This window comes from Nocardia sp. NPDC102475, assembly GCF_055584605.1.
In genome coordinates this window covers 170,386-193,030 of sequence record NZ_JBVJLS010000018.1, presented here as the reverse complement: position 1 = coordinate 193,030, position 22,645 = coordinate 170,386, and the positions used below count along the sequence as shown (strand labels likewise).

General features: G+C 64.8%; 22 protein-coding genes and 1 pseudogene. 17 read left to right on the top strand and 6 right to left on the bottom strand.

The features are described from left to right. Positions 1–92 precede the first annotated feature (92 nt). From mutM to ACZ60G_RS29830, 5 genes are all read left to right on the top strand, one after another. Positions 93–959: a bifunctional DNA-formamidopyrimidine glycosylase/DNA-(apurinic or apyrimidinic site) lyase gene (gene mutM, locus ACZ60G_RS29850; RefSeq protein ID WP_465814138.1), complete on the top strand. Its 867-nt coding sequence runs from the start codon at positions 93–95 to the stop codon at positions 957–959. Positions 960–1,052: 93 nt separating this feature from the next. Beyond that, a complete protein-coding gene (locus ACZ60G_RS29845) occupies positions 1,053–1,634 on the top strand; it encodes a dihydrofolate reductase family protein (RefSeq protein WP_465814136.1) in 582 nt (193 codons plus the stop codon). 5 nt (positions 1,635–1,639) lie between these two features. Continuing rightward, positions 1,640–2,701, top strand: a complete 1,062-nt coding sequence (locus tag ACZ60G_RS29840; protein ID WP_465814134.1) for a PHP domain-containing protein — start codon at positions 1,640–1,642, stop codon at positions 2,699–2,701. A 91-nt stretch (positions 2,702–2,792) separates the two neighbouring features. Then, positions 2,793–4,331, top strand: coding sequence for a PstS family phosphate ABC transporter substrate-binding protein (locus ACZ60G_RS29835; RefSeq protein ID WP_465814132.1), 1,539 nt, complete (start codon positions 2,793–2,795; stop codon positions 4,329–4,331). A gap of 64 nt (positions 4,332–4,395) precedes the next feature. After that, on the top strand, positions 4,396–4,845 hold the full coding sequence (locus ACZ60G_RS29830; protein WP_465814130.1) for a carboxymuconolactone decarboxylase family protein: 450 nt from the start codon (positions 4,396–4,398) through the stop codon (positions 4,843–4,845). Position 4,846: 1 nt separating this feature from the next. Here the strand turns inward: ACZ60G_RS29830 and ACZ60G_RS29825 are convergent, their stop codons facing one another. Then, on the bottom strand, positions 4,847–5,128 hold the full coding sequence (locus ACZ60G_RS29825; protein WP_387289192.1) for a hypothetical protein: 282 nt from the start codon (positions 5,126–5,128) through the stop codon (positions 4,847–4,849). A 368-nt stretch (positions 5,129–5,496) separates the two neighbouring features. Here ACZ60G_RS29825 and ACZ60G_RS29820 point away from each other — a divergent pair, with 368 nt between their 5' ends. The 3 genes from ACZ60G_RS29820 to ACZ60G_RS29810 all read left to right on the top strand — a co-directional run bounded on the left by ACZ60G_RS29820 (position 5,497) and on the right by ACZ60G_RS29810 (position 9,095). Then, on the top strand, positions 5,497–6,693 hold the full coding sequence (locus tag ACZ60G_RS29820; protein WP_465814127.1) for a glycosyltransferase family 4 protein: 1,197 nt from the start codon (positions 5,497–5,499) through the stop codon (positions 6,691–6,693). Further along, a complete protein-coding gene (locus tag ACZ60G_RS29815; protein ID WP_465814125.1) occupies positions 6,690–8,828 on the top strand; it encodes an amylo-alpha-1,6-glucosidase in 2,139 nt (712 codons plus the stop codon). The genes ACZ60G_RS29820 and ACZ60G_RS29815 overlap by 4 nt, the downstream gene beginning before the upstream one ends. Positions 8,829–8,909: 81 nt before the next feature. Further along, positions 8,910–9,095: a hypothetical protein gene (locus tag ACZ60G_RS29810; RefSeq protein WP_387289187.1), complete on the top strand. Its 186-nt coding sequence runs from the start codon at positions 8,910–8,912 to the stop codon at positions 9,093–9,095. Positions 9,096–9,144: 49 nt separating this feature from the next. Here ACZ60G_RS29810 and ACZ60G_RS29805 read toward each other — a convergent pair whose 3' ends face one another. The 3 genes from ACZ60G_RS29805 to kdpA are packed head-to-tail and all read right to left on the bottom strand — an operon-like array spanning position 9,145 to position 13,847. After that, positions 9,145–10,032 (bottom strand): potassium-transporting ATPase subunit C, encoded by an 888-nt coding sequence (locus tag ACZ60G_RS29805; protein WP_465814123.1) that lies wholly within the window; start codon positions 10,030–10,032, stop codon positions 9,145–9,147. 1 nt (position 10,033) lies between these two features. Beyond that, positions 10,034–12,175, bottom strand: a complete 2,142-nt coding sequence (kdpB, locus tag ACZ60G_RS29800; protein ID WP_465814121.1) for a potassium-transporting ATPase subunit KdpB — start codon at positions 12,173–12,175, stop codon at positions 10,034–10,036. Position 12,176: 1 nt separating this feature from the next. Then, a complete protein-coding gene (kdpA, locus tag ACZ60G_RS29795) occupies positions 12,177–13,847 on the bottom strand; it encodes a potassium-transporting ATPase subunit KdpA (protein ID WP_465814119.1) in 1,671 nt (556 codons plus the stop codon). Between the two features lie 465 nt (positions 13,848–14,312). On the opposite strand from kdpA, the gene ACZ60G_RS29790 reads away from it, so the two are divergent. The 9 genes and pseudogenes from ACZ60G_RS29790 to ACZ60G_RS29750 form a co-directional block, all read left to right on the top strand. Beyond that, positions 14,313–14,471 (top strand): hypothetical protein, encoded by a 159-nt coding sequence (locus ACZ60G_RS29790; protein WP_465814117.1) that lies wholly within the window; start codon positions 14,313–14,315, stop codon positions 14,469–14,471. Further along, positions 14,468–16,969 carry an ATP-binding protein gene (locus ACZ60G_RS29785; RefSeq protein WP_465814115.1) on the top strand — a complete coding sequence of 834 codons (2,502 nt, stop codon included), beginning with the start codon at positions 14,468–14,470 and terminating at the stop codon, positions 16,967–16,969. The genes ACZ60G_RS29790 and ACZ60G_RS29785 overlap by 4 nt, the downstream gene beginning before the upstream one ends. 38 nt (positions 16,970–17,007) lie before the next feature. Beyond that, entirely contained in the window at positions 17,008–17,715 is a 708-nt protein-coding gene (locus ACZ60G_RS29780; RefSeq protein ID WP_465814113.1) for a response regulator, read from the top strand. A gap of 96 nt (positions 17,716–17,811) precedes the next feature. Then, positions 17,812–18,282 (top strand): OsmC family protein, encoded by a 471-nt coding sequence (locus tag ACZ60G_RS29775; protein ID WP_387289172.1) that lies wholly within the window; start codon positions 17,812–17,814, stop codon positions 18,280–18,282. Further along, positions 18,282–18,560 (top strand): acylphosphatase, encoded by a 279-nt coding sequence (locus ACZ60G_RS29770; RefSeq protein ID WP_465814111.1) that lies wholly within the window; start codon positions 18,282–18,284, stop codon positions 18,558–18,560. The genes ACZ60G_RS29775 and ACZ60G_RS29770 overlap by 1 nt, the downstream gene beginning before the upstream one ends. A gap of 580 nt (positions 18,561–19,140) precedes the next feature. Continuing rightward, positions 19,141–19,638: a hypothetical protein gene (locus ACZ60G_RS29765; protein WP_465814109.1), complete on the top strand. Its 498-nt coding sequence runs from the start codon at positions 19,141–19,143 to the stop codon at positions 19,636–19,638. Next, positions 19,638–20,801: a glutathionylspermidine synthase family protein gene (locus ACZ60G_RS29760; RefSeq protein ID WP_433759866.1), complete on the top strand. Its 1,164-nt coding sequence runs from the start codon at positions 19,638–19,640 to the stop codon at positions 20,799–20,801. Before ACZ60G_RS29765 ends, ACZ60G_RS29760 begins: the two co-directional genes overlap by 1 nt. A 30-nt stretch (positions 20,802–20,831) precedes the next feature. Next, positions 20,832–21,281 carry a DUF350 domain-containing protein gene (locus tag ACZ60G_RS29755; protein WP_465814107.1) on the top strand — a complete coding sequence of 150 codons (450 nt, stop codon included), beginning with the start codon at positions 20,832–20,834 and terminating at the stop codon, positions 21,279–21,281. Positions 21,282–21,349: 68 nt separating this feature from the next. Beyond that, a pseudogene (locus tag ACZ60G_RS29750) lies at positions 21,350–21,683 on the top strand (SDR family NAD(P)-dependent oxidoreductase); the annotation flags it as partial. Between the two features lie 19 nt (positions 21,684–21,702). Here ACZ60G_RS29750 and ACZ60G_RS29745 read toward each other — a convergent pair. Both ACZ60G_RS29745 and ACZ60G_RS29740 read right to left on the bottom strand, forming a co-directional pair. After that, positions 21,703–22,278 (bottom strand): hypothetical protein, encoded by a 576-nt coding sequence (locus ACZ60G_RS29745; RefSeq protein ID WP_465814106.1) that lies wholly within the window; start codon positions 22,276–22,278, stop codon positions 21,703–21,705. Between the two features lie 134 nt (positions 22,279–22,412). Then, positions 22,413–22,556, bottom strand: coding sequence for a hypothetical protein (locus ACZ60G_RS29740; RefSeq protein WP_245720999.1), 144 nt, complete (start codon positions 22,554–22,556; stop codon positions 22,413–22,415). Positions 22,557–22,645: the final 89 nt, after the last annotated feature.

The window sequence follows — 22,645 nt, the reverse complement described above, 5'->3', positions numbered from 1 at the left end:
TGCGACTTCGTCGCATGCGCTTCGGCCACTCGGCCGCGAGACGGGCCGCGAACGGCGCTCGTAAGACTCGCGCGTGGTCGATAGGAGTGTTGATGCCTGAGCTTCCCGAGGTCGAGGTCGTCCGGCGCGGACTCGCCGCACATGTTGTCGGGCGGGTGGTCGAATCCGTCACGGTGAGCCATCCCAGGTCGGTGCGCCGCCATCTCGAAGGCGCAGATGATCTGACGGCTCGGATGAAGGGCCTGCGAGTTGCCGGCGCCGAGCGGCGCGGCAAATACCTGTGGCTCACCTTCGATGATCCGGACACCTCGCTTGTCGTCCATCTCGGTATGAGCGGGCAGATGTTGGTGCAGCCCGCCGATGCTCCGGTGGAGAAGCACGCGCATATCCTCGCGACCCTCGACGACGGTGCACAATTGCGCTTTGTCGATCAGCGCACCTTCGGCGGCTGGGCGCTCGCACCGTTGGTCGAGGTCGACGGGACTCCGGTGCCCCAACCTGTCGCCCATATCGCCCGGGATCCGCTGGACCCGCGCTACGACCCGGAGGTCGTGGTGGCTGCGGTGCGCGCCAAACAGACCGAGATCAAGCGGGTGCTGCTGGATCAGACCGTGATCTCCGGCGTCGGCAATATCTATGCCGACGAATCTCTGTGGCGGGCGAAGATCCACGGCAACCGGCTCGCGTCCGGGCTGACCAGACCCGCCGTGCGCACCCTGCTCACCGAGGTCGGCGCGGTGATGGGGGAGGCGCTCGCGGCCGGTGGCACTTCGTTCGACGCGTTGTATGTCAACGTCAACGGCCAATCCGGCTACTTCGAACGCTCGCTCGCGGTCTACGGCCGCGAGGACGAACCGTGCCGTCGCTGCGGTGCGCCCATCGTGCGGGAGAAGTTCATGAATCGTTCTTCCTATTCCTGCCCGCGCTGCCAACCGAAGGCCCGTCGCCGCTTTCCGTAGCGACTGCTCGCAGGTCGCTCGAAAAGATCGGCGTTGGCGAGCTACCGTTCTTTTAAGCGGCTCGGGAGCCGACCGGCCGTGGAGGAAGGACTTATGCGCAAGCTCACCTACTACGTCGCTTCGACTATCGACGGGTTCATCGCCACCGAGGACGGGTCGGTCGACTTCTTCCCGGTCGGTGGCGATCACGGCCCGGCGATCACCGCGCAGTACCCCGAGACCTTGCCGACGAAGGTGCGGGAGGCCCTCGGCATCGATAAGCGCAACCGTTACTTCGACACCGTGCTGATGGGGCGCAAGACCCACGATTTCGGCGTGCGGACCGGAACCTCCAGCCCGTATTCGCATCTGCGTCAATTCGTCGTATCGACGACGCTGCCGGAGAGCCCGGATCCTTCGGTGGAGCTGATCTCGGCCGATCCGCTCGCCACCGTGCGAGAGCTGAAGCGGGACAACGGGCTCGGGATCTGGCTGTGCGGCGGCGGGGAATTGGCGCAGGAGTTGCTGCCGGAGATCGATCAGATCTTCCTGAAGCTGTACCCGGTCGTACTCGGCCGCGGCCGCTCGCTGTTCGGTTCCGGCCCGCGCCTGCCCGAGGCGGCCCGTTTCCGGGTGATCACCAGCCGGGTGTTCGAGGACGGCGTCGCCTTCGTGAAGTACAGCCGGATTCGATAACCGCTGTGGCGGAGGACGATTCGATCGTCGCTCCGGATCCGGGGAATGCTCCGGGTCCGGTGGAGGCGCTGCGCGAGATCGGCTTCTGGCTGGAACGCGCACGGGCGCAAACACATCGGGTGAAGGCGTACCGGCGGGCCGCCGATATCGTCGACCAGCTGCCCGAGGACGAGCAGGCGACCCATCGCGCCGCGCACAGCTGGCAAGAACTCGCGGGGATCGGGCCGAAGACCGCCGCCGTCATCGAACAGGCGTATTCCGGTGCGGTGCCGGACTATTTGAGCGAACTCCGCAAGGCCGCGCAGCCCATCGGGTCGCCGGGCAAACCCATGCGGGCCCAGTTGCGCGGCGATCTGCACACTCACTCCGACTGGTCCGACGGCGGCAGTCCGATCGCGGAGATGATGGGCATCGCGGCCGCGCTCGGCCACGAATACTGTGCGCTGACCGATCATTCGCCACGGTTGACCGTCGCAAACGGGCTTTCGGCGGACCGGCTGCGTCGGCAGCTGGATGTGGTCGCGGAGCTGAACGAACGAGTCGCGCCGTTCCGGATTCTCACCGGGATCGAGGTGGACATCCTCGATGACGGGACCCTGGATCAGCAGAGCGATCTGCTCGCCGAACTCGATATCGTTGTGGCCAGCGTACATTCGCATCTGCGTGCCGACAGCGAGACGATGACCAAGCGCATGGTGTACGCGGTGGCGAATCCGAATGTGGATGTGCTCGGCCACTGCACCGGCAGACTGATCGCGGGGCAGCGGGGTCTGCGGCCCGAGTCGAGTTTCGATGCCGAACTTGTCTTCGAGGCGTGCCGGAGTTACGGGACAGCGGTAGAGATCAACAGCCGTCCCGAACGGCTCGATCCGCCGTCGCGACTGCTGCGGATGGCGGTCGAGATGGGGTGCTATTTCTCGATCGACACCGATGCGCATGCCCCTGGTCAGTTGGATTGGCTGGGTTACGGCTGCGAGCGCGCTGTCGCGAATGATGTTGCGGCGGAACGTGTTATCAACACTTGGCCAGCCGAGAAGCTGCTCGCCTGGACGAAATCGGCAGGTTGACCGCCGGGTTAACTGTTGCCGAACACTCGTGCGGGATCTGGGAGGATGCCCGATGACGTTCGAGAATGGTTGACACAAAGATCTCTTGGGGGTGGCGGCACCGGTGGGTGGCTTTCCGATCGAAATCGTGCTCGGACTCATCGGTATCGCGGTGCCGATCGTCGCGTTCCTATGGGAGTTCGTCTTCGTCGGACGCAAGGAAATCGGTTATCGGGTGCAGATGGATACCCCGGTCACCGGTGAGATCGAATCGGTCTTTCCTGGTGTACTGCCGCAGCTGCGCCCCGAGCAAGATGGTGTGAGTCCGCCGCTGAAGGATCTATCGGTGGTGCTGGTCCGTATCGAAAACAGCGGTGCGACACCGATCGATACGCACGACTACCGGGCGCCCGAGGCGGGGCGGGTCGGCCTGCATCTGAACTTTTCGCAGCGCAGGGTCATCGGCATGGCGGTGACCGAGCTGAGTGACGAGGGACTGGCCGATTCGCTGGGGCGTGATTCGGGTATCGCGGTTCGCGAGGATACCGAAGGACATATCGGTGCCATCGATCTGCCGAGGGTTCCACTCAATCGCGGTGATCACTACAAGATCCTGGCCATTCTGCAACGTTCGGAGGGTACGGGGGAGTATGCGGATCCGATACTGAGCGGCGGCATCAAGGGTGGGCGGATCATCGAAACCCAGAGCCGCACCGGCATTTCGCGAGTGATGGTGGCGCTCACGACCTTTCTGGTCGCGGTGATCGTCGTCCAGCTTTTGGTTTCCGTGCTGTCGCCCGATCCGACGCCATTGGATTGTGCCGCGGGCAAACTCACGGTGGTCGGCTCGTCGGCCTTCGAACCGATCATCCGCGATGCGGCCGCGCAGTACGGGAAGCGTTGCACCGGAGCGGAATTCACCTTCGGCTTCGAGGGCACCGAACGCGGTCTCGACCGGCTCGCCGAGGAGGGCAAGGACGATCCCGATCTGCTCACGATCAGTGACGGCCCGAAAGGTGATGGCTACCAACCGCTGCTGGACCGTCCGCTCGCGCTGTCGCTGTTCACCATGATCGGGCACAAGGATGTCGGCGTCACCAACCTTTCTGTCGCGCAGATCCAGGATCTGTATCAGGGCCGCATCACCAACTGGCGCGATGTCGGCGGTGCCGACCTGCCTGTCGTACTGGTCAATCGGATACCGGGATCGGGCACTCGAAATACGTTGGAGCGCAGGGTGCTCGACGGTCCGCAGCCCGCTCGGCCGCATGTCAGCTGTGTCGCGATCAAGGATGGCGCGCCCACGACGGCCAGATATTGCGATGTGCAGGTCACCAAGGATATGCAGAAGGCTGTCGGCGACATTCCGGGTGCGATCGGCTACAGCGAGTTCTCCGAGGCGGTGAAGGCGGGAGCCACGACCCTCACCATCAATGGCGTAACACCGGGTAGGGACGCCGCGGTCAACCGCAGCTACCCGTTCTGGGGCGTCGAATACGCCTACAGCTATGGCGAACTCCCCGGCGATTCGCTCGGCGCGAGCTTCCTGCATTTCTTGACCGATCTGACCGGTAAGGATGTGCTGCGCGAGCATGGCAACGAGCCGTGCGGTGAGCTGCCCGATCGGGCCCGCTGCCTGCCGTCTTCGTGACGTTGTCACAGATTCGGCGGCTATCTCGTCCTACCCGGGTAAGCGATTCGAGAGAGGACGACCCATGTCACGCATGCAACTCGCCGAGATGGCGCCCGAGATCTACCAGGCCTGGTACGCCGCAGAGCAGGCGATCCGCCGCGGGCCACTGGATTCGACGGTGCGCGAGCTGGTGAAGATCCGCGTTTCCCAGATGAACGGCTGCCTGTTCTGCATCGATATGCACACCACCGACGCGCGGATGGCGGGCGAGACCGAACAGCGGATCTACTACCTCAATGCCTGGCGCGAGTCGGTGAAGTTCACCGCGGCCGAACGAGCCGCCCTCGCCTACGCGGAAGCGGTCACCAGACTCGGTGAGCACGGTGTCAGCGATGAGATCTGGGCCGAGGTGGAGAAGAACTTCGAGGATGGCGCGCGGGCCGGTCTGGTCGCGGTCACCGCGATGATCAACCTGTGGAACCGGATCGGGGTGCCGCTGCGCATGCAGCCCGCCTCGGCGGCCGAGTCGTAAGTCAGTCGTCCGAGGGCATGATCGGTCTGCTGAAGTAATCCTCGACCGGGACCGGACCGGTGTAGCGTCGGCAACCGCACTGCACCCATACGGGCCCGCCGTACGTCTTGCGGACCAGCTCGGCATGGCATGTGCCCGCCTCCGGATCGTGCAGCGCCAGGTCGTGGCCACAGCCGCACCGGGCGACTGCGGACCCGGCGGGCGAGCGCCTGCCGAACCGCCCGACGGCCCAGCCGACACCGGCGATTCCGGCCCCGATGGCAAGAGTGATGGGATCGAACATGCGCATATTATACGTATGCGTATAACAAGGCGGTAGGGCAATCGAACACCGGATTCGTTTGCTCCCCGTTTATCTCGGAACCGTCAATAGTCCGGTAAGTCCACTCGATATCAACTCCGGATAATGGGCCATTTCATCCCAAATGCTGAGATTTCACACCGACTGCGTGGTTTGAACACCCAGAAATAAGGTACGTCTGTGTGCGGCCCCCCTGTTCATGCCAATCGGTGTGACCAGGCCAACCAAGCCTTCATGGACGGCGGTGCAGGCTCCAGTCTTCACCTCCGCCGCGGCGGCCAACACGTTCGGCGCCCAGCGCACCGAAGTGCTGGGTGGATGTGCACAAGGTTGTCCCTGGAAGGATGGTCATGAGCGCAGGTCTGATCGCGCCGAATTCGGCGCCCATTGCCGCTTCGGATTTGCTGTCTACCGATCACGTCGGCGAACGATTCCGCATTGCGATGGTTGTTCCGCCGTACTTCGACGTACCGCCGAAGGCCTATGGCGGAGTCGAGGCGGTAGTCGCCGATTTGGTCGACGCATTGGTCGCACGCGGGCACGACGTGACATTGTTCGGCGCCGGTGAACCCGGTACCACGGCGAAATTCGTGCCGGTGTGGGATCGCGCATTACCCGAACGGCTCGGTGAGCCGTTTCCCGAGGTCGTGCACGCTCTGAAGGTGCGTAGGGCGATCGAACAGGTCGCCGCAACCTCCGGCGTGGATCTGGTGCACGACCACACTTTTGCCGGACCACTGAATGCCCCGGCGTATATGGGCTTGGGTTTACCAACAGTGGTGACCGTGCACGGTCCGGTCGACGAGGGCGACTGCTACCACTACTACCGCGAATTGGGCCAGGAAGTATCGCTGGTCGCCATCAGTGATCGGCAGCGCGAATTGGCGCCCGATCTGAATTGGGTCGGTCGCGTACACAATGCACTGCATGTCGACCAGTGGCCGTACCAAACCGAAAAAGGCGACTACGCACTGTTTCTCGGCCGCTTCACCGCAACCAAGGGCACGCATCTCGCATTGCAAGCCGCACACGAAGCCGGTATTCCGCTGGTACTGGCGGGCAAGTGCAGCGAAGCCCCCGAGCTGGCGTATTTCGAGAAAAAAGTGCGCCCACTGATCACCGAGCGCGATCATCTTTTCGGACTCGCGGATGCGTCGGCGAAGCGCAAACTGCTCGCGAATGCGCGCTGCCTGTTGTTCCCCATCGATTGGGAGGAACCGTTCGGCATGGTGATGATCGAAGCGATGGTCTGTGGCACACCGGTTGTCGCGCTCCGCGGCGGCGCCGTTGCCGAGGTCATCGTCGATGGCGTGACCGGTCGGATCTGTGATGATCCCTCCGAACTGCCCGCCGCGATCCACGAGGCGAGCCAGCTGGATCCGGCCGCCTGCCGTGCGCACGTCGAGGCGAACTTCGGCGCGGGCACGCTCGGGCGCGGCTATGAGCAGGTCTATCACCAGCTCCTGCGTTCGCGGCGCCATGCGCGTGCGGCACTGCTGCTCGATAAGACGGTGCCGGTCCGTATTCCCGCCAGCGAACGAGTATGACCGCAGACGCAGGCGTCGCGTCGAATCCCGCACCGCTGAATTCCGGTGAGCCGACCGGTCTCGGTGGTTGCGGCAATTCGGTGACCTTGGTCGAGGGCGGTACCTTCTGCCTGTCGAATCGGCTCGGCGATGTCGAACCGGGACATCCGCACGGGTTGTTCTTCCGCGACGCCCGCGTCATCTCCCGCTGGGAACTGCTGGTGGACGGCCAACCGGCCGAATCGCTGTCGGTGCTCAGCCCGGAGGCGTTCGCCGCCAGATTCGTGCTGCGCCGGCCACCGCAGGCCGGACAGGCCGACAGCACCCTGCTGTTGGTGCGCGAACGCCTCATCGCCGATGGCATGCACGAGATCCTGACCCTGGAGAATATGGGCCGGGAGGCCACCGCGGTCACCCTGGAATTGCATGTCGACGCGGATTTCGTCGATCTGTTCGCGGTCAAGGAGGGCCGCGTCGCGCACGGCCGCGCCGAGGTCACCGTGGCCGAAGGCGAGTTGCTGTTGCACGACCGCACCGATCGGATGCGCGGGCTCACGGTTTCGGCGACCGTCGAGCCCGCCGTTCTGCCCGGCACCCTGCTCTGGCGGGTAGTCGTACTGCCAGGCGAACGCTGGCAGACCGAGATCGTGGCCCAGCCGACCGTCGGCAATCAACGCGTCCAGGCGCCACTGGCGCCGGGGGAGCACCATGGGCTCAGCGCACCGAGCCGCAAGATGGCGGCGTGGCGACACACCGCGACGAAGATCACTTCCGCGGATCCTGTACTCACCCAGGTGCTTCGCCGTTCGGAAAGCGACTTGGGCGCGTTGCAGATTCACGACGAATCCGGCGAGGGTCGCCCGTTCGTGGCCGCGGGTGCGCCCTGGTTCATGACCCTGTTCGGCCGCGACAGTTTGCTCACCGCGTGGATGGCGCTGCCTTTGGAAGTGGATCTCGCGTTGGGCACACTGCAGCAGTTGGCCGAATTGCAAGGGCAGCGCATCGATCCGCTCACCGAGGAGGAGCCGGGGCGGATCATGCACGAGATGCGGCGCGGCCCCGCGAGCGGACATGTGCTCGGCGGCAGTACATATTACGGAACCGCCGATGCCACACCGCTTTTCATCATGTTGCTCGCGGAATGTCATCGATGGGGTGCGGATTCGGAGGTGATCAGGGAACTGCTGCCCGCCGCCGACGCCGCGGTGCGGTGGATCACTGATTGCGGCGATCGTGACGGCGACGGCTTCGTCGAATACCGCCGTGCCACCGATCGCGGGCTGGTCAATCAGGGTTGGAAGGACAGTTTCGACGGAATCAACGATGCCGCAGGACATCTCGCGGAGGCGCCGATCGCGCTGTGCGAGGTGCAAGGCTATGCGTATGCCGCACTGCTGTCCCGGGCGGAGTTGGCCGAGGCCTTCGACGATCAGCGTGCGGCGACCCGGCTGCGTGAGCGGGCCGCCGAACTGCGCGGCAAATTCGCCGAACAGTTCTGGCTGCCGCAGCAGGGGTGGTACGCGGTTGCGCTCGACGGCCGCAAACGGCAAGTCGATGCGCTGACAAGCAATGTGGCGCACTGTCTTTGGACCGGCATCGCCAGCGACGAGCACGCCGCGGAAATGGTCAGGCGGCTCTCCGGTCCCGAAATGGACACCGGGTTCGGGCTGCGCACCCTCGCCTCGTCGATGGGCGCCTACAACCCGATGAGCTATCACTGTGGATCGGTCTGGCCGCACGATACCGCGATCGCCGTCGCGGGCCTGCTGCGCTACCGGCAGGTGCCGGGCGCGGTCGAGCTCGCCACCCGGCTGGCGGGCGGATTACTCGATGCGGCGGCATCTTTCGGTGGTCGGCTGCCCGAGCTGTTCTGCGGATTTCCGCGCGATCAGTTCGCGGCTCCGATCCCGTATCCCACCTCCTGTTCACCGCAGGCGTGGGCCAGTGCGGCACCGCTATTGCTGGTGCGCTCGTTCCTCGGACTGGATCCGGCCGCGCCATCGCGCACGCTCACCGTCAGACCGCAACTGCCGCCGCAATGGGGCACAGTCACCCTGAGCGATCTGCGATTGGGTTCGGCGACCGTGGATCTCGTGGCCGAGGGCGATCAGGTCACCACGGTGCGGCTGCCCGATGATTGGCAGATCACGCGATGAACGGCGCCGGATCGGGTAATCCACCAATGTAAGGACATTGGTTCGCTTCTCCACTGAATACCAACAGGCCGGAGGTGCACAATGCAGACATCACTGGATCGCCGGGATCTGTGGAGCACTCAGCACCGTGATTGCAGTGCCGAGCCGATGGATCTCGATCTGGACTTGGCGCGTTTCATCTGCAGTACGCATGCGGGCCACGGTCCGGACTGCCGCCAGTATCTCGCCGCGTCGGCGTATTGCTTCGCCTGCGTCGAGGACAACTGAACGAATCGGCCGAGCGCCCATTCCCCTTCGGGAATGAGCGCTCGGCTCGCTAGCCGCGCAACGGGTACCGCTTGTCGAGATCGAGATTCAGCTCGACCACATGCACACGCGGTTCACCGAGGAAGCCGAGAGTCCTGCCATCGGTGTGCGCGTCGACTAGTGCGCGCACCTGATCCTCGGAGATATTGCGGGCCTTGGCGATTCGCGCGACCTGGAGGGCCGCGTACCGCGGTGAGATATGCGGGTCCAGACCGCTGCCGCTGGCGGTGACCGCATCGGTGGGCACCGGTGTGCCGGTCGGGGCATCGCCGATGATCGGGACGATCCGGCCGACCGAATAGTCCTCGCCCGGCTTGGCGCATTCGACCCGCACACCCTTGTACGTGGCCAGGAACGGCTTCGCCGGGCACGCCTCGTTGACGCTCACGACCTGCACCGGATGCGAAACCTCGCCGTCCGCGTCGCGCGGTCCGATCACCGAAAGCACCGCGCCGACACCGTCCTTGGTGCAGAACGGACGGCTGCCGTCGACCCCCTCACGGTCGCCGACCGCCTTACTTCGTGCGCAGACCGTCGAGAGTAGGCTCAGCTTCACACTGGCCGGATCGGCGTCGAGGGTGTCGACGATGCTCTCCGGGCCGAGGTTGGACGCCGCGGTGGACAGCGGGTCGTAGCCGTCGCCCGCCGCCGACGGACGGCTCTGGAAGTACTGCACCAGCGCGTTGCCGTCCTTATCGGTGAACGACTGCCCGATCAGGCTGGAACCGACGACCTTGCCGTCTCTCGTGATCAGCGACCCGTCCGCCTTATCGTGCAGGCCGGGAATCTGGGCGACCGCGAAAACCGCGACGGGATAGACGATTCCGGTGATCGCGGTGAGCACCAGCAGTGCACGCAACGCGGCCAGATGCTGCCGGATCCAAGTTGACATACGCATATCAGGACATCCCGGGGAGGAGTTGGACGACGAGGTCGATCAGTTTGATGCCGATGAACGGCGCGACGATGCCGCCGAAACCGTAGATGGTCAGGTTGCGGCTCAACAGTTTCGAGGCATTGCTCGGCCGGTAGTGCACACCGCGCAGCGCCAGCGGGATCAGCGCGATGATGACCAGCGCGTTGAAGATGACCGCCGAAAGGATCGCTGACTGCGGGCTGGCCAGCCGCATGATGTTGAGCAGGTCCAGGCCCGGAAACAGGGCGACGAACAGCGCGGGGATGATCGCGAAGTACTTGGCGATGTCATTGGCGATCGAGAAGGTGGTCAGCGCGCCGCGGGTGATGAGCAGCTGTTTGCCGATCTCCACGATTTCGATGAGCTTGGTCGGATCCGAATCCAGATCGACCATATTTCCGGCTTCCTTGGCGGCCGAGGTGCCGGTGTTCATCGCGACGCCCACATCGGCCTGGGCGAGGGCCGGTGCGTCATTGGTGCCGTCACCTGTCATCGCGACCAAGCGGCCGCCGTCCTGCTCCTGCTTGATCAGCGCCAGTTTGTCCTCGGGCGTTGCTTCGGCGAGGAAGTCGTCGACACCGGCCTCATCGGCAATCGCCTTGGCGGTCAACGGGTTATCGCCGGTGATCATCACCGTGCGGATGCCCATTCGGCGCATCTCGTCGAAACGCTCCCGCATGCCTTGCTTCACAACGTCTTTCAGATGAATGACGCCGAGCAGCCGGGCCTTTCCGTCATCGACCTCACCGACGACCAGCGGGGTGCCACCGGATGCGGATATCCCGTCGACGATCACGCCGATATGGCCGGGTACGTCCCCGCCTTGTGTGCGAACCCAGTCTGTGACCGCGCTGGCGGCACCCTTGCGCAGCTGGTGCCCGTCCTGCAGGTTCACGCCGGACATACGGGTCTGGGCGGTGAATTCCACCCAGGTGGCACCGGTCAACTCACCCGGGGTGCGTTCGCGCTTGTTGAACGCCTGCTTGGCGTAGACCACGATGGAGCGACCCTCGGGGGTCTCATCGGCGAGGCTGGAAAGTTGTGCGGCATCGGCCAATTCGTCATCCGAGATGCCCGGCATCGGCACGAATTCCGAGGCCTGCCGATTGCCGAGGGTGATGGTGCCGGTCTTGTCCAGCAGCAGGGTGTTCACGTCACCGGCGGCCTCGACCGCGCGGCCGGACATGGCCAGCACATTGCGCTGCACCAGGCGGTCCATACCCGCGATGCCGATGGCCGACAGCAGTGCGCCGATGGTGGTCGGAATCAGGCACACCAGCAGCGAAACCATCACGATGCCGGTGACACCGTGCACGTCCAGCGCCGAGGTATCCGCCACCCCAGGGTTGTTCGACTTCGAGAAGATCGCCAGGGGCTGCAACGTGGCAACCGCGAAGACGAAGATGATGGTCAGCGCGGCGAGCAGGATATTCAGCGCGATCTCGTTCGGCGTCTTCTGCCGCGACGCGCCCTCGACGAGCGCGATCATCTTGTCGATGAAGCTCGCGCCCGGCTCCTGGGTGATCTTGACGATGATCCGATCGGACAGCACGGTGGTACCTCCGGTGACCGCCGAGCGGTCGCCGCCGGACTCCCGGATGACCGGCGCCGATTCGCCGGTAATGGCCGATTCGTCCACCGAAGCAATGCCTTCCACAACATCGCCGTCGCCTGGAATCACCTGGCCCGCCTCGACGATGACGTAATCGCCGCGTTGCAGCGCCGGAGCCCCGACGCTCTGCTCGACGAGACGCGCACCCGGTGACCAGTCGACCAGACGTCGAGCCATGGTGTCGGTCTTGGCTTTCCGCAGTGTGTCGGCCTGCGCCTTACCGCGTCCCTCGGCGACCGCCTCCGCCAGATTGGCGAATATGACGGTGAGCCAAAGCCATACGACGATCGCCCAGGCGAAGAAGGTCGGTTTCGTCAGCGCGAGCACCGTCGACCAGACCGCGCCGATCTCCACGATGAGCATCACCGGATTGCGCCACATCGTGCGTGGGTCGAGCTTGCGGACCGCGTCCGGAATGGAGGTCAGCAGCATCTTCGGATCGAGCACACCCTTGCGGACGCCTCGTTCGTGCTGGACCGGATCCGCGGTCATTTCGGCTGTCGTAGTGGACATATCAGTGGATTCCTTCGGCGAGCGGCCCGAGTGCGAGTGCGGGCAGGAAGGTCAGCGCGACCAGGATCACCGTCACGCCGACGACCATGCCGACGAACTGCGGCCGGTGCGTCGGCAGCGTGCCGATCGATTCGGGGGTCTGCCCCTGTTGAGCGAGCGAACCGGCAAGGGCCAGTACGAAAATGATCGGCAGGAAGCGGCCGAAGACCATGGCAAGGCCCAGCGCGGTGTTGTACCACTCGGTATTTCCGGATAGCCCCGCGAAGGCCGAACCATTGTTGTTCGCCGCGGATGTGAAGGCGTACAACACTTCCGAGAGCCCGTGCGGTCCGGCGTTGAGCATGCCCGCGCGCTGCCCCGGCATGGCCATCGCGGCCGCCGTACCCAACAGCACGATCAGCGGGCTGATGAGGAAATACGAAGCGGCGAGCTTGATTTCGCGCGGCGTGATCTTCTTGCCCAGGTATTCCGGTGTGCGACCGACCATCAGACCCGCGACGAAGACGGTGATCACCGCGAGGATGAGCATGCCGTACAGGCCCGAGCCGGTACCGCCCGGCGCGACCTCGCCGAGCTGCATATTGAACATCGTCATCATGCCGCCGAGGCTGGTGTAGGAATCGTGGAACGAATCCACCGCACCGGTGGAGGTCAGCGTCGTCGCGGTGGCGAAGGTCGCGGAATCGGCCACGCCGAAACGGGTTTCGACACCCTCGAGCGATGCGCCGATCGCGGTCGGCACCGTGCCGTGGTGCTGCAGTTGGAAGAGATTCTGCAAGGTGACGCTGATCAGCGCGATCGTGCCCATTACCGCGACGATCGCGTAGCCCTGTTTCTTGCTGCCGACCATGCGACCGAAGGTGCGCGGCAGCGAGAAGCTGATCACCAGCAGCAGGAAGATTTCGACCCAATTGGTCCAGGTCGTCGGATTCTCGAATGGGTGCGCGGAGTTCGCGTTGTAGAAGCCGCCACCGTTGGTGCCGAGTTCCTTGATGACCTCCTGGCTGGCCACCGGCCCGCCGGTAATGGTCTGCTCGGTGCCGTTCAGCGTCTGCGCCACCTGATCGTGCAGGTGGAAGTTCTGGATCGCGCCACCGGCGACGAGAATGATCGCGAAGACGAAGGCCAGCGGCAGCAGGATGCGAATGGTGCCGCGCACCAGGTCCACCCAGAAGTTGCCGAGATCGCCGGTATGCCTGCGGGCGAAGCCGCGCACCAACGCGACCGCCACCGCGATGCCGACGGCCGCGGAGACGAAGTTCTGCACCGCCAGCCCGGCCATCTGCACCAGGTGCCCCTGGGTCGATTCACCGGAGTAGTTCTGCCAGTTCGTATTCGTCACGAAGCTGACCGCGGTATTCCAGGCCAGCGCCGGGGTCACCTCGGTGGCCGGATCGTGCAGATGCAGCGGCAGCTTGCCCTGAATCAGCTGAAGGAAGAACAGGAACAGCATGCTGACCGCCGAGAACGCCAGCACACTGCGCGCGTAGATGCCCCAGGTCTGTTCGACCTCGGGCTGGACACCGATGGCCTTGTAGATGACTCGCTCGGCGCGGGAGTGCTTCTCGGCCTTGTACACCCGGAACATGTAGTCGCCGAGCGGCACATGCACCAGGGCCAGCGCGATGATCAGGGAGGCGACGAACGCGATCCCCGCGGTGGTCGTGTTCAACTAGAACCTCTCGGGGAAGAGCAGCGCCGCCACCATGAAGACGGCGATGAGGACGGCGAGGACCAGACCGATCACGTTCGCGATCACAGCTTTTCCACCCCACGCTGGATCAAGCCGAGTAGCGCGAAGATCGTCACGGTGAGCACCGTGAACACCACGACAGACATTTACACAACCTCCATTTGCGCTCCGGGTACGGCGCGCGACATGGCGAGTCAAGCGGTCATTCGAGCTGGTGCGGAGCTTGTTTACGGGTTCTTGGCGGCCCGTCGACGAGCATTGACGCTTCGTTTACGGGTACGGCTCGGGCGCTGGGTGAAAGGATGCCGTCAAGGTAGGGGGTCAACCCGTCAACACACCGTAAAGATCCAGATAGGCGGCCGATACGGGAGTAGAAATTCATCGACCGGCCATGCGGGGGATGCCAGCAGGACCGGGGTCCTATAGGTCGGTGAAAGGATCGTCATGTCGGCTGTCACGGTCGCGGTGCTCATAGGATTCGTCTGTTGCGCGCTGATCATTCGCGCGCTGTCGACAATGGGGCAGCGGCAGGATTCGGAGATCGCGACAGAACGGGTACGGATCTTCGGCGACACGCCGTATCGCGCGATGATGGACGAGTGAAACGCGGCCAACTGCGCATCTACCTCGGTGCGGCACCGGGGGTCGGCAAGACCTACGCCATGTTGGGCGAGGCCCATCGCCGACTCGAACGCGGCCGAGACGTGGTAGCTGCGGTAGTGGAGACACACGGCCGAGCCAAGACCGCGGAACTGCTGGCGGGCATCGAGCGGATTCCACCGCGCATGGTGGCGTATCGCGGCACGACACTGCCCGAACTCGATGTGGAGGCAGTGCTGCGCCGCGCACCGGCCGTGGTGCTGGTCGACGAACTCGCGCACACCAACGCGCCGGGTAGCGAACATGGCAAGCGCTGGCAGGACGTCGAGGATTTGCTGGCCGCGGGCATCGACGTGATCTCGACGGTCAATGTGCAGCATCTCGAGAGCCTCAACGATGTCGTCGAGCAGATCACCGGCATCCAGCAGAAGGAAACCGTGCCCGATGCGGTGGTGCGCAGCGCAGACCAGGTCGAGCTGGTCGATATCACGCCGGAGGCGTTGCGGCGCAGGCTTTCTCACGGCAACGTGTACGCCGCTGACAAGGTCGACGCGGCGCTGCGCAACTACTTCCGGCCTGGCAATTTGACCGCCCTACGCGAATTGGCGCTGCTGTGGCTGGCCGACCAGGTCGATGCGGCACTGGCGAAATACCGGGCCGACCACAAGATCACCGAGCTGTGGGAGGCGCGCGAACGCGTTGTCGTCGCGGTGACCGGCGGTCCCGAATCGGAGACCGTGGTGCGCCGGGCCAGCCGCATCGCCACCAAATCCAGCGCCGACCTGGTCCTGCTGCACGTGGTGCGCGGCGACGGACTGGCCGGGGTATCGACGGAACGGCTGACCCGGCTGCGGGAATTCGCCGCGAGTCTGGATGCCTCGCTGCATACCGTCACCGGTGACGATGTGCCGAATACGCTGCTGGAATTCGCCCGCGAGGTGAACGCGACCCAGTTGGTGCTCGGCACGTCCCGGCGCTCACGCTGGGCGCGCATGCTCGACGAGGGGATCGGCTCCGCCGTGGTGCAGGCATCCGGCAAGATCGATGTACACATGGTCACGCATGAGGAGGCCAATCGTGGGCTGCGCCGCTATTCGCTGATGCCGCGCCAGCCGATCCGCGCATGGCTCGCGGCGGTGCTGGTTCCGGCAGCGGTCTCGGTGATCTGTTCTTTCCTGGACGGCTATCTGCAGCTGGGTGGGCTCAGCGCGGTGTTCTTCATCGGCGTCGTCGCGGTGGCGTTGCTCGGTGGCGTTGTGCCTGCGGCACTTTCGGCGCTGCTGTCGGGCATGTTGTTGAACTGGTTCTTCGTCGATCCGCGCTACAGCCTGACCATTGCCGAGCCGGACAGCTTCATCACGGTGGTGGTATTGCTGATCGTCGCGGTGGCGGTCGCCGCGCTGGTGGATGTGGCAGGCAAACAGACCCGGCAGGCGCGTCGAGCCTCTCAGCAGGCCGAGTTGCTGACCCTGTTCGCCGGTGCTGTGCTGCATGGTGCGGATCTGCCCAAGCTGTTGGAGCAGGTCCGCGAGACCTACGGGCTGCGCGCGGTCAGCATGCAGTTCGGCGACGAGGTGATCGCCGCGGTCGGCACGAGTCCGCCGCAGCGAGCGTCCGAGGCCGAGACCGCGATACAGGCGGGCGATGCGACGAGCTGGCTGCTGTTGGCCGGGCGGCCGCTCGCCGCGCTCGACCGTCCGGTGCTCAACGCGGTCGCGAACCAGGCGGCCGGGCTGGTCCGACAGTCCCGGCTGGCCGAGGAGGCCAGCGCCGCCGCGGCCCTGCTCGAGGCCGACCGGTTGCGCCGGGCGTTGCTGTCGGCGGTGAGCCACGATCTGCGCACGCCGCTGGCCGGCGCCAAGGCCGCGGTTTCCAGTCTGCGCAGTGACGACATCGAGTTCTCGCCCGAGGACACCGTCGAACTGCTGGAAACCATCGAGGAATCGGTGGATCAGCTGACCGCGCTGGTCGGCAATCTGCTCGACTCGTCGCGCCTGGCGGTCGGCGTGGTGCAGCCGCAGTTCCGTCGGGTGTACATGGACGAGGTCGTGCATCAGGCGCTGGTGAGCGTCGGGATGGGCGCGCGTGGGCTGCGGCGTGCGGCGATGGATCGGGTGAAGGTGGAGGTCGGCGAGGTCTCGGTCCGGGCGGACAGCGGCCTGCTCGAGCGGGTGCTGGCCAATCTGATCGATAACGCGCTGCGGCATTCGACGCGCGATACGCCTGTGCGGGTCACCGCGGAACACGACGGGGAGCGGGTGTCGATTGCCGTGATCGATGTCGGTCCCGGTGTCCCGCCGGGCACCGAGGAGCAACTATTCGAGCCGTTCCAGCGGCTCGGCGATCGTGACAACACCACGGGTGTAGGGCTCGGCCTGTCGGTGGTGCGCGGTTTCGTCGAGGCGATGGGCGGCACCGTGCACGCCGAACCGACACCGGGCGGAGGATTGACGATGATCGTGGACCTGCCTGCCGATGAAACCGAGGTGAGCAGCCGATGATGAGCACAACGACACCGCGGACCGCACAGGAAGTCGTAATGACCGACAAAAAGCAGGAAGCACCGTCGACCAAGGTGCTTGTGGTCGATGACGAACCGCAGATCGTGCGCGCACTGCGCATCAATTTGTCGGTCCGCGGCTATGAGGTGATCACCGCGGGCACCGGCGCGGCGGCATTGCGCGCGGCGGCCGATAAGCATCCCGACGTCGTCATTCTGGATCTGGGTCTGCCCGATATGGACGGCATCGAGGTGCTGGCCGGACTGCGCGGCTGGACCGCCGCACCGGTGATCGTACTTTCGGCACGGACCGATTCCACCGACAAAGTGGAGGCGCTGGACGCGGGCGCGGACGACTATGTCACCAAGCCGTTCGGCATGGATGAGCTGCTGGCGCGGCTGCGGGCCGCGGTCCGGCGCGGCGCGACCGATACCGATGCCACCGATCCGGTCGTGGTGACCTCATCGTTCACCGTCGACCTCAGCGCGAAGAAGGTCACAAAGAACGGTGAAACGGTGCACCTGACCCCGACCGAGTGGGGCATGCTCGAGATGCTGGTGCGCAACCGGGGCAAACTCGTCGGGCGGCGCGAACTGCTGCGTGAGGTGTGGGGGCCGTCGTACGCCACCGAAACGCATTATCTGCGGGTGTATCTCGCGCAGTTGCGGCGCAAGCTCGAAATCGACCCGTCGAATCCAAAGCATCTGCTGACCGAGGCCGGAATGGGGTACCGCTTCCAGGAGTGATGTCTCGGAGATCACCGGCGATTCGCGGAAGGGCTCGGGCACGTGCCGCGTTGGCGGGGGTGAGAGTTTCGTTTCGAGAATGGCAGGATCGTGACCATGGCTGACCAGACCACCGCATCCGCGACCACCACCGCCGCCGCGACCGAGCCGACCACCCTGTGGGTCGAGCGCACCGGGACCAGGGCGTACACCGGCCGCAGCTCGCGCGGGGCCGAGGTATTGATCGCATCGCAGGGCGTGCCGGGGGCCTTCACCCCGGGGGAGCTGCTGAAGATCGCCCTTGCGGGCTGCTCCGGACTGAGCGCGGACTTCCCGCTCTCGCGCAAGCTCGGCGACGCCTTCGACGCGACCATCCGCGTCTCCGGCGACGCCGACCGCGAGAACGAGGTGTACCCGCAGCTGGACGAGGTATTCGAGCTGGACCTCAGTGAATTGGACGAGGAGGCCCGCGAGCGACTGCTGGTCACCGTGCAGCGCGCCATCGACAAGGTCTGCACGGTGGGCCGGACGCTGAAGGCCGGCACCAAGGTCACGCTGACATTCGATATCGACGCCATCGACGCGTGATGCCGGAATCGGTTCGGCTCAGCGCGTGGGTGCACGGCTACGTGCAGGGCGTCGGCTTCCGCTGGTGGACGCGCTCGCGTGCGCTTGCGCTCGGATTGATCGGAAACGCCACCAATGCCCGCGACGGTCGAGTGCATGTGGTGGCCGAAGGTCCGCGACCCGCGTGCGAAATGTTGCTGGATCTTCTGCGTTCTGGAGATACTCCTGGTCGGGTCGACCTTGTTGTGGAAAGCTGGGAGCCCGCGCGGGGAGATTTGTCCGGATTCGAGGAGCGGTAGTGGTTTCGACGACCGAGCGATGTGATCGTTGAGTACGGGAGGTCCGGGGGCGGGCGACGACGCGGGTCGGACTGAGCCCGATCCGGAGTCGAGGTGGTCCGCGTCCGGCGGTGACGCAGGCTCCGAAGCCACACGGCCGCAACCGCTTTCGCCGGGCAGTGGCTCGCGTTCGGCGGAAGCCGGGTCTGGTTCGGCAAGCTGTGGATCTGGTTCTGCGGGTGCTGGGTCGGGCGCGCGGGGTGGTGGGTCTGATTCGTCGGATGCCGGTCGTGGTTCACAGGGCAGCGATCCTCGTTTGCCAGGTGCAGGGGCTGGTTCGCCCAGCGGCGGGTCCGGTTCTGCGGGTGACGGTCCTGGTTCGTCAGGTGGCGGATCTGGTTCGTCGGGCGATAGGTTGGGTTCGCCGGGCGAGGGGCATGGCGCGCCAAGCGGGGGATCTGGTCCGTCGGATGCTGGTCAGGGTGTGCCGGGGGACGGGCCGGTTCCGCCTGGCACCGGGCCGCGTCGGTTCGGTACCCCGCCGCAGAGGGGCAGTATCCAGCGTCAAGAACCCGGTGTTACCCAGCCGCGTCCGCCGACGGTGGCGGAGGCGCGGGCGCGTGACAAGGCACGTAAGCGCGCGGAGGAGGCGCAGCAGGCCGCTACGGCCGCCGCCGAGCACAAGAAGCGCACTCGCAAGCGCGTACTCATCGGCGGTGTCGCCATTGTCGGTGTCGCGGGTCTGGTCGGTGGCGGTTACCTCGCCTATCGGGCGCTCACCAAACCCGATCAGGTGACCGCCTATTGCACCGTGATCGATCAGAACGGGCAGGAGGTCGTCACACCTGACGACGACTGCGAGGTCGCCTCGACCGCCGTCGGATCCGGGTCGACCGGCGCGTACACCGGTACCAACGGGATCTTCATCTACAACGGGCACCAGTACCGCTATTACTACGGCGGCAACAACACCGTCGGCAAACCGCCGAGCGGCGGAACCACGGTGCAGCCCAAGGGAGCTCAGATCTCGACCAAGAGCGGCAGCACCGTTACCCGCGGCGGTCTCGGTACCAGCAGCAAGAGCAGCGGGGGTTCGTAATGCGACGTGTGCGCGCTACGCCGCGGCCCGGCTGGCAACAGATCATCGAGGGCCAGGGGCTGGTCTACGGCTCGCCCGGCCGTGATGCGAGCGGTCTGCCCAGGCCCTACTGGGATGAATCGGTGCATTACGAGTTCGAGATGTCGGAGATCCTCGCGCTGGAGGCCGATGTCGAACTGCTGCATTCGATGTGCCTGAATGCCGTCGAGCATGTGGTGCTCACCGAGCGGTACAAGGATTTCGGTCTGCCCGAATGGAGTTGGGGGCCGATCGCGGAATCCTGGAAGCGCAATGACCCGTACGTCTACGGGCGCTTCGATCTGCGCTACGACGCGCGCCGCCCGGCGAAACTGTTGGAGTACAACGCCGATACGCCGACCTCACTTCTGGAGGCGGCGATTGTGCAGTGGCACTGGCTCACCGCGCTCTATCCCGACGGCGATCAGTGGAATTCCCTGCACGAGAAGCTGGTCGAGCGCTGGACCGAGTTGCGCGACATCCTGCCCTCGGCGCAATTGCATTTCACCTGGTCCGGCGCGGACGCCACCGGCGAGGACAATGTCACCACCGCGTATATGCAGGAGACCGCCGCCGAGGCCGGATTCGACACCATCGCGCTGCCGATCGAGGAGGTCGGATTCGACAGCGAGCTGGAGCGTTTCGTCGATCTGGCCGAGGGTTCGATCGATGCGATCTTCAAGCTCTATCCATGGGAGTGGGTGCTCGACGACGATTTCGGTAAGCGCGTGGTCGCGAGCCTGCCGCAGACCATGTGGGTCGAGCCGCTGTGGAAGACCCTGCTGAGCAATAAGGCGATCCTCGCGATCCTGTGGGAGATGTATCCCGGGCACCCGAATCTATTGCCCGCCTACCTAGATCAGCCCAATGAGCTCACCGAATACATTCGCAAGCCGAAGCTCGGGCGCGAGGGCGCGAATATGACCATCGTCGGCGCGGGCCTGGAGACGGCCACCGGCGGAGTCTACGGCGAAGAGGGTTTCGTCTACCAATTGCTCGACCCGCTACCGGAATTCGACGATATGCGCCCGGTCCTCGGCGCCTGGATCGTCGGCGACAACGCGGCCGGACTCGGGATTCGCGAAACCGCCGGATTGATCACCGACGACGGCTCGGCCTTTGTCCCGCACCGCATTACGCAGTAACTACGCGACCCTCACCTCGGAAGGATCACGATGACCGCAGTTGCCCTCGAATCGGGTTACTGGAACTCGCTCGGCACCGGCGTTGGAGCCATTGTCCTCTACGCCATCGTCGGCTTGGCCCTCATGCTCGTCGGCTTCTACGCCATCGATCTGACCACACCCGGCAAGCTGCGCGCGCTGGTCGCCGCGGGTAAACCCAATGCCATCATCGTCGCGTCCGCGGGCATGGTCAGCATGGCCTTGATCGTGGTGTTGGCGACCTACGCCTCGGCGGGCAAACTCTCCGAGGGGCTCATCGCGGCGAGCATCTACGGGTTGGTCGGCATCATCGCGCAGGTGATTTCGGTGCGTGTCATCGAGCGCGCACTCGGCATTGATATCGGCGCGGCGCTGGCATCCGATGTCTACACCACCGAAGTTCTCGTGGTTGCCGCGGCGCATTTCGCGCTCGGTCTGGTTGTCGCCTTCGCCATTCTGTAGTTCTTCGGGTGCAATCCCGGTGCGGCGGATCACACTGAAATCCGATATTCCGGCACTGGCGAAAGATTCTGGCATCCACAGGAACACTGGACAACAAGGTCGCGATCGTCTCCGGCATCGGGCGTGAGATCGCGCTCGAGCTGGCGGGGGAGGGCGCGAAGGTGGTGGTCGACGACCTCGACGCGGAACCAGCCAAGGACACCCTCGCGGCCATCGAAGCCGCAGGCGGACAGGCGGTTTCGTGTATCGGCAGCGTCACCGACGACGATTTCGCCGAACGTTTCGTCCAGACCGCCGTTGAGGCATTCGGCGGACTGGACATCATCATCAAGCAATGCCGGGTACACATGGGATTCGGTGATCCAGAAGATGACCGATGACCAGTCCAGCCGGTGGCTCGACCACCGCTGTGCTCGGATCTCTATCGGATATCGGATGTGTGCGCCCGCAATCGGCTGAGCACGTTCCGGTTCCGGTCGGGATCGAGGGCGATTGCGGCGGCCCATACATGAGCCGAGACGACGCCCTCGTCGAATCGGTCGATCCACGCGCGGATCGAGTCGGTGCCGTCGAGGGTGTTGCTCTCCCACGTCGTTGGCCCCAGCTCCGGCATGTGTACATAGAGCGCGGATGTGTATTCGCGTCCGTGTGCGTCGAAAATTGTTGCCGCGCAGATTTCGTCGGCGGTCGGGCGTTCGCGCAATCGACCCGCTGCGGCGTCGGCAAGTAGGTCTTCTGGAATGCTTTCGTTGCCGCTCAGTAATTCGCCGACAGCCCAATAAGACAATCCGAATCCCCACAGCCGTCCTGGAATTCGGGATATCAGTTGTCCGGCCGCATCGAGAATCGGTGAACCCCCGGTTTCGGTATCGAGGTCGACCGGAAGATATCCGATGTCGTGGGTGGATACATCGTCGACAGCCGCGAAACCCCAGAGATGAACGGACTTAGCTGCTTTCGGGTTTTGCGCCATTTCCGCACAGCGTTTCGCCATCATGGCCGGAAGGATCACGTCGAGCGTCGCCCGGCGCGGATACCGGATTGTCGTGCCTGAGCGCGGTCCAACTTCCTTGTGACGTGGTTGCTTTCGTCGTTTGGGCATCTGCCCTCCGCTGGATTTCGGGTACAGGGTCAGAACCCCATTCGGATACGATCGGCGGGTTCGATTGCGCCCGAGTAGATCAGCAATGCCCACGCCTGCAATTTGCGCGGACAGCTCGATCGGGCGCACTCGGCATGGTTCTGCAGCACCGCATGAGCTTGGGTATCGGTCATGCCGGGCAGGAAACTGTGATCGAATGGTGGTAAGCCGAACATCGCAGGGCTGCCTTCGTTTTCGGGCCGGTAGGTCGGTGGTCGTGCGT

Coding starts and splice junctions, on each gene's coding strand:
- ACZ60G_RS29780 (WP_465814113.1), top strand. CDS start 17,008: ATGACCGACAAAAAGCAGGAAGCACCGTCGACCAAGGTGCTTGTGGTC.
- ACZ60G_RS29845 (WP_465814136.1), top strand. CDS start 1,053: ATGCGCAAGCTCACCTACTACGTCGCTTCGACTATCGACGGGTTCATC.
- kdpB (WP_465814121.1), bottom strand. CDS start 12,175: ATGTCCACTACGACAGCCGAAATGACCGCGGATCCGGTCCAGCACGAA.
- ACZ60G_RS29815 (WP_465814125.1), top strand. CDS start 6,690: ATGACCGCAGACGCAGGCGTCGCGTCGAATCCCGCACCGCTGAATTCC.
- ACZ60G_RS29760 (WP_433759866.1), top strand. CDS start 19,638: ATGCGACGTGTGCGCGCTACGCCGCGGCCCGGCTGGCAACAGATCATC.
- ACZ60G_RS29775 (WP_387289172.1), top strand. CDS start 17,812: ATGGCTGACCAGACCACCGCATCCGCGACCACCACCGCCGCCGCGACC.
- ACZ60G_RS29790 (WP_465814117.1), top strand. CDS start 14,313: ATGTCGGCTGTCACGGTCGCGGTGCTCATAGGATTCGTCTGTTGCGCG.
- ACZ60G_RS29805 (WP_465814123.1), bottom strand. CDS start 10,032: ATGCGTATGTCAACTTGGATCCGGCAGCATCTGGCCGCGTTGCGTGCA.
- ACZ60G_RS29825 (WP_387289192.1), bottom strand. CDS start 5,128: ATGTTCGATCCCATCACTCTTGCCATCGGGGCCGGAATCGCCGGTGTC.
- ACZ60G_RS29745 (WP_465814106.1), bottom strand. CDS start 22,278: ATGATGGCGAAACGCTGTGCGGAAATGGCGCAAAACCCGAAAGCAGCT.
- ACZ60G_RS29740 (WP_245720999.1), bottom strand. CDS start 22,556: ATGACCGATACCCAAGCTCATGCGGTGCTGCAGAACCATGCCGAGTGC.
- ACZ60G_RS29820 (WP_465814127.1), top strand. CDS start 5,497: ATGAGCGCAGGTCTGATCGCGCCGAATTCGGCGCCCATTGCCGCTTCG.
- mutM (WP_465814138.1), top strand. CDS start 93: ATGCCTGAGCTTCCCGAGGTCGAGGTCGTCCGGCGCGGACTCGCCGCA.
- ACZ60G_RS29830 (WP_465814130.1), top strand. CDS start 4,396: ATGTCACGCATGCAACTCGCCGAGATGGCGCCCGAGATCTACCAGGCC.
- ACZ60G_RS29810 (WP_387289187.1), top strand. CDS start 8,910: ATGCAGACATCACTGGATCGCCGGGATCTGTGGAGCACTCAGCACCGT.
- ACZ60G_RS29755 (WP_465814107.1), top strand. CDS start 20,832: ATGACCGCAGTTGCCCTCGAATCGGGTTACTGGAACTCGCTCGGCACC.
- ACZ60G_RS29770 (WP_465814111.1), top strand. CDS start 18,282: ATGCCGGAATCGGTTCGGCTCAGCGCGTGGGTGCACGGCTACGTGCAG.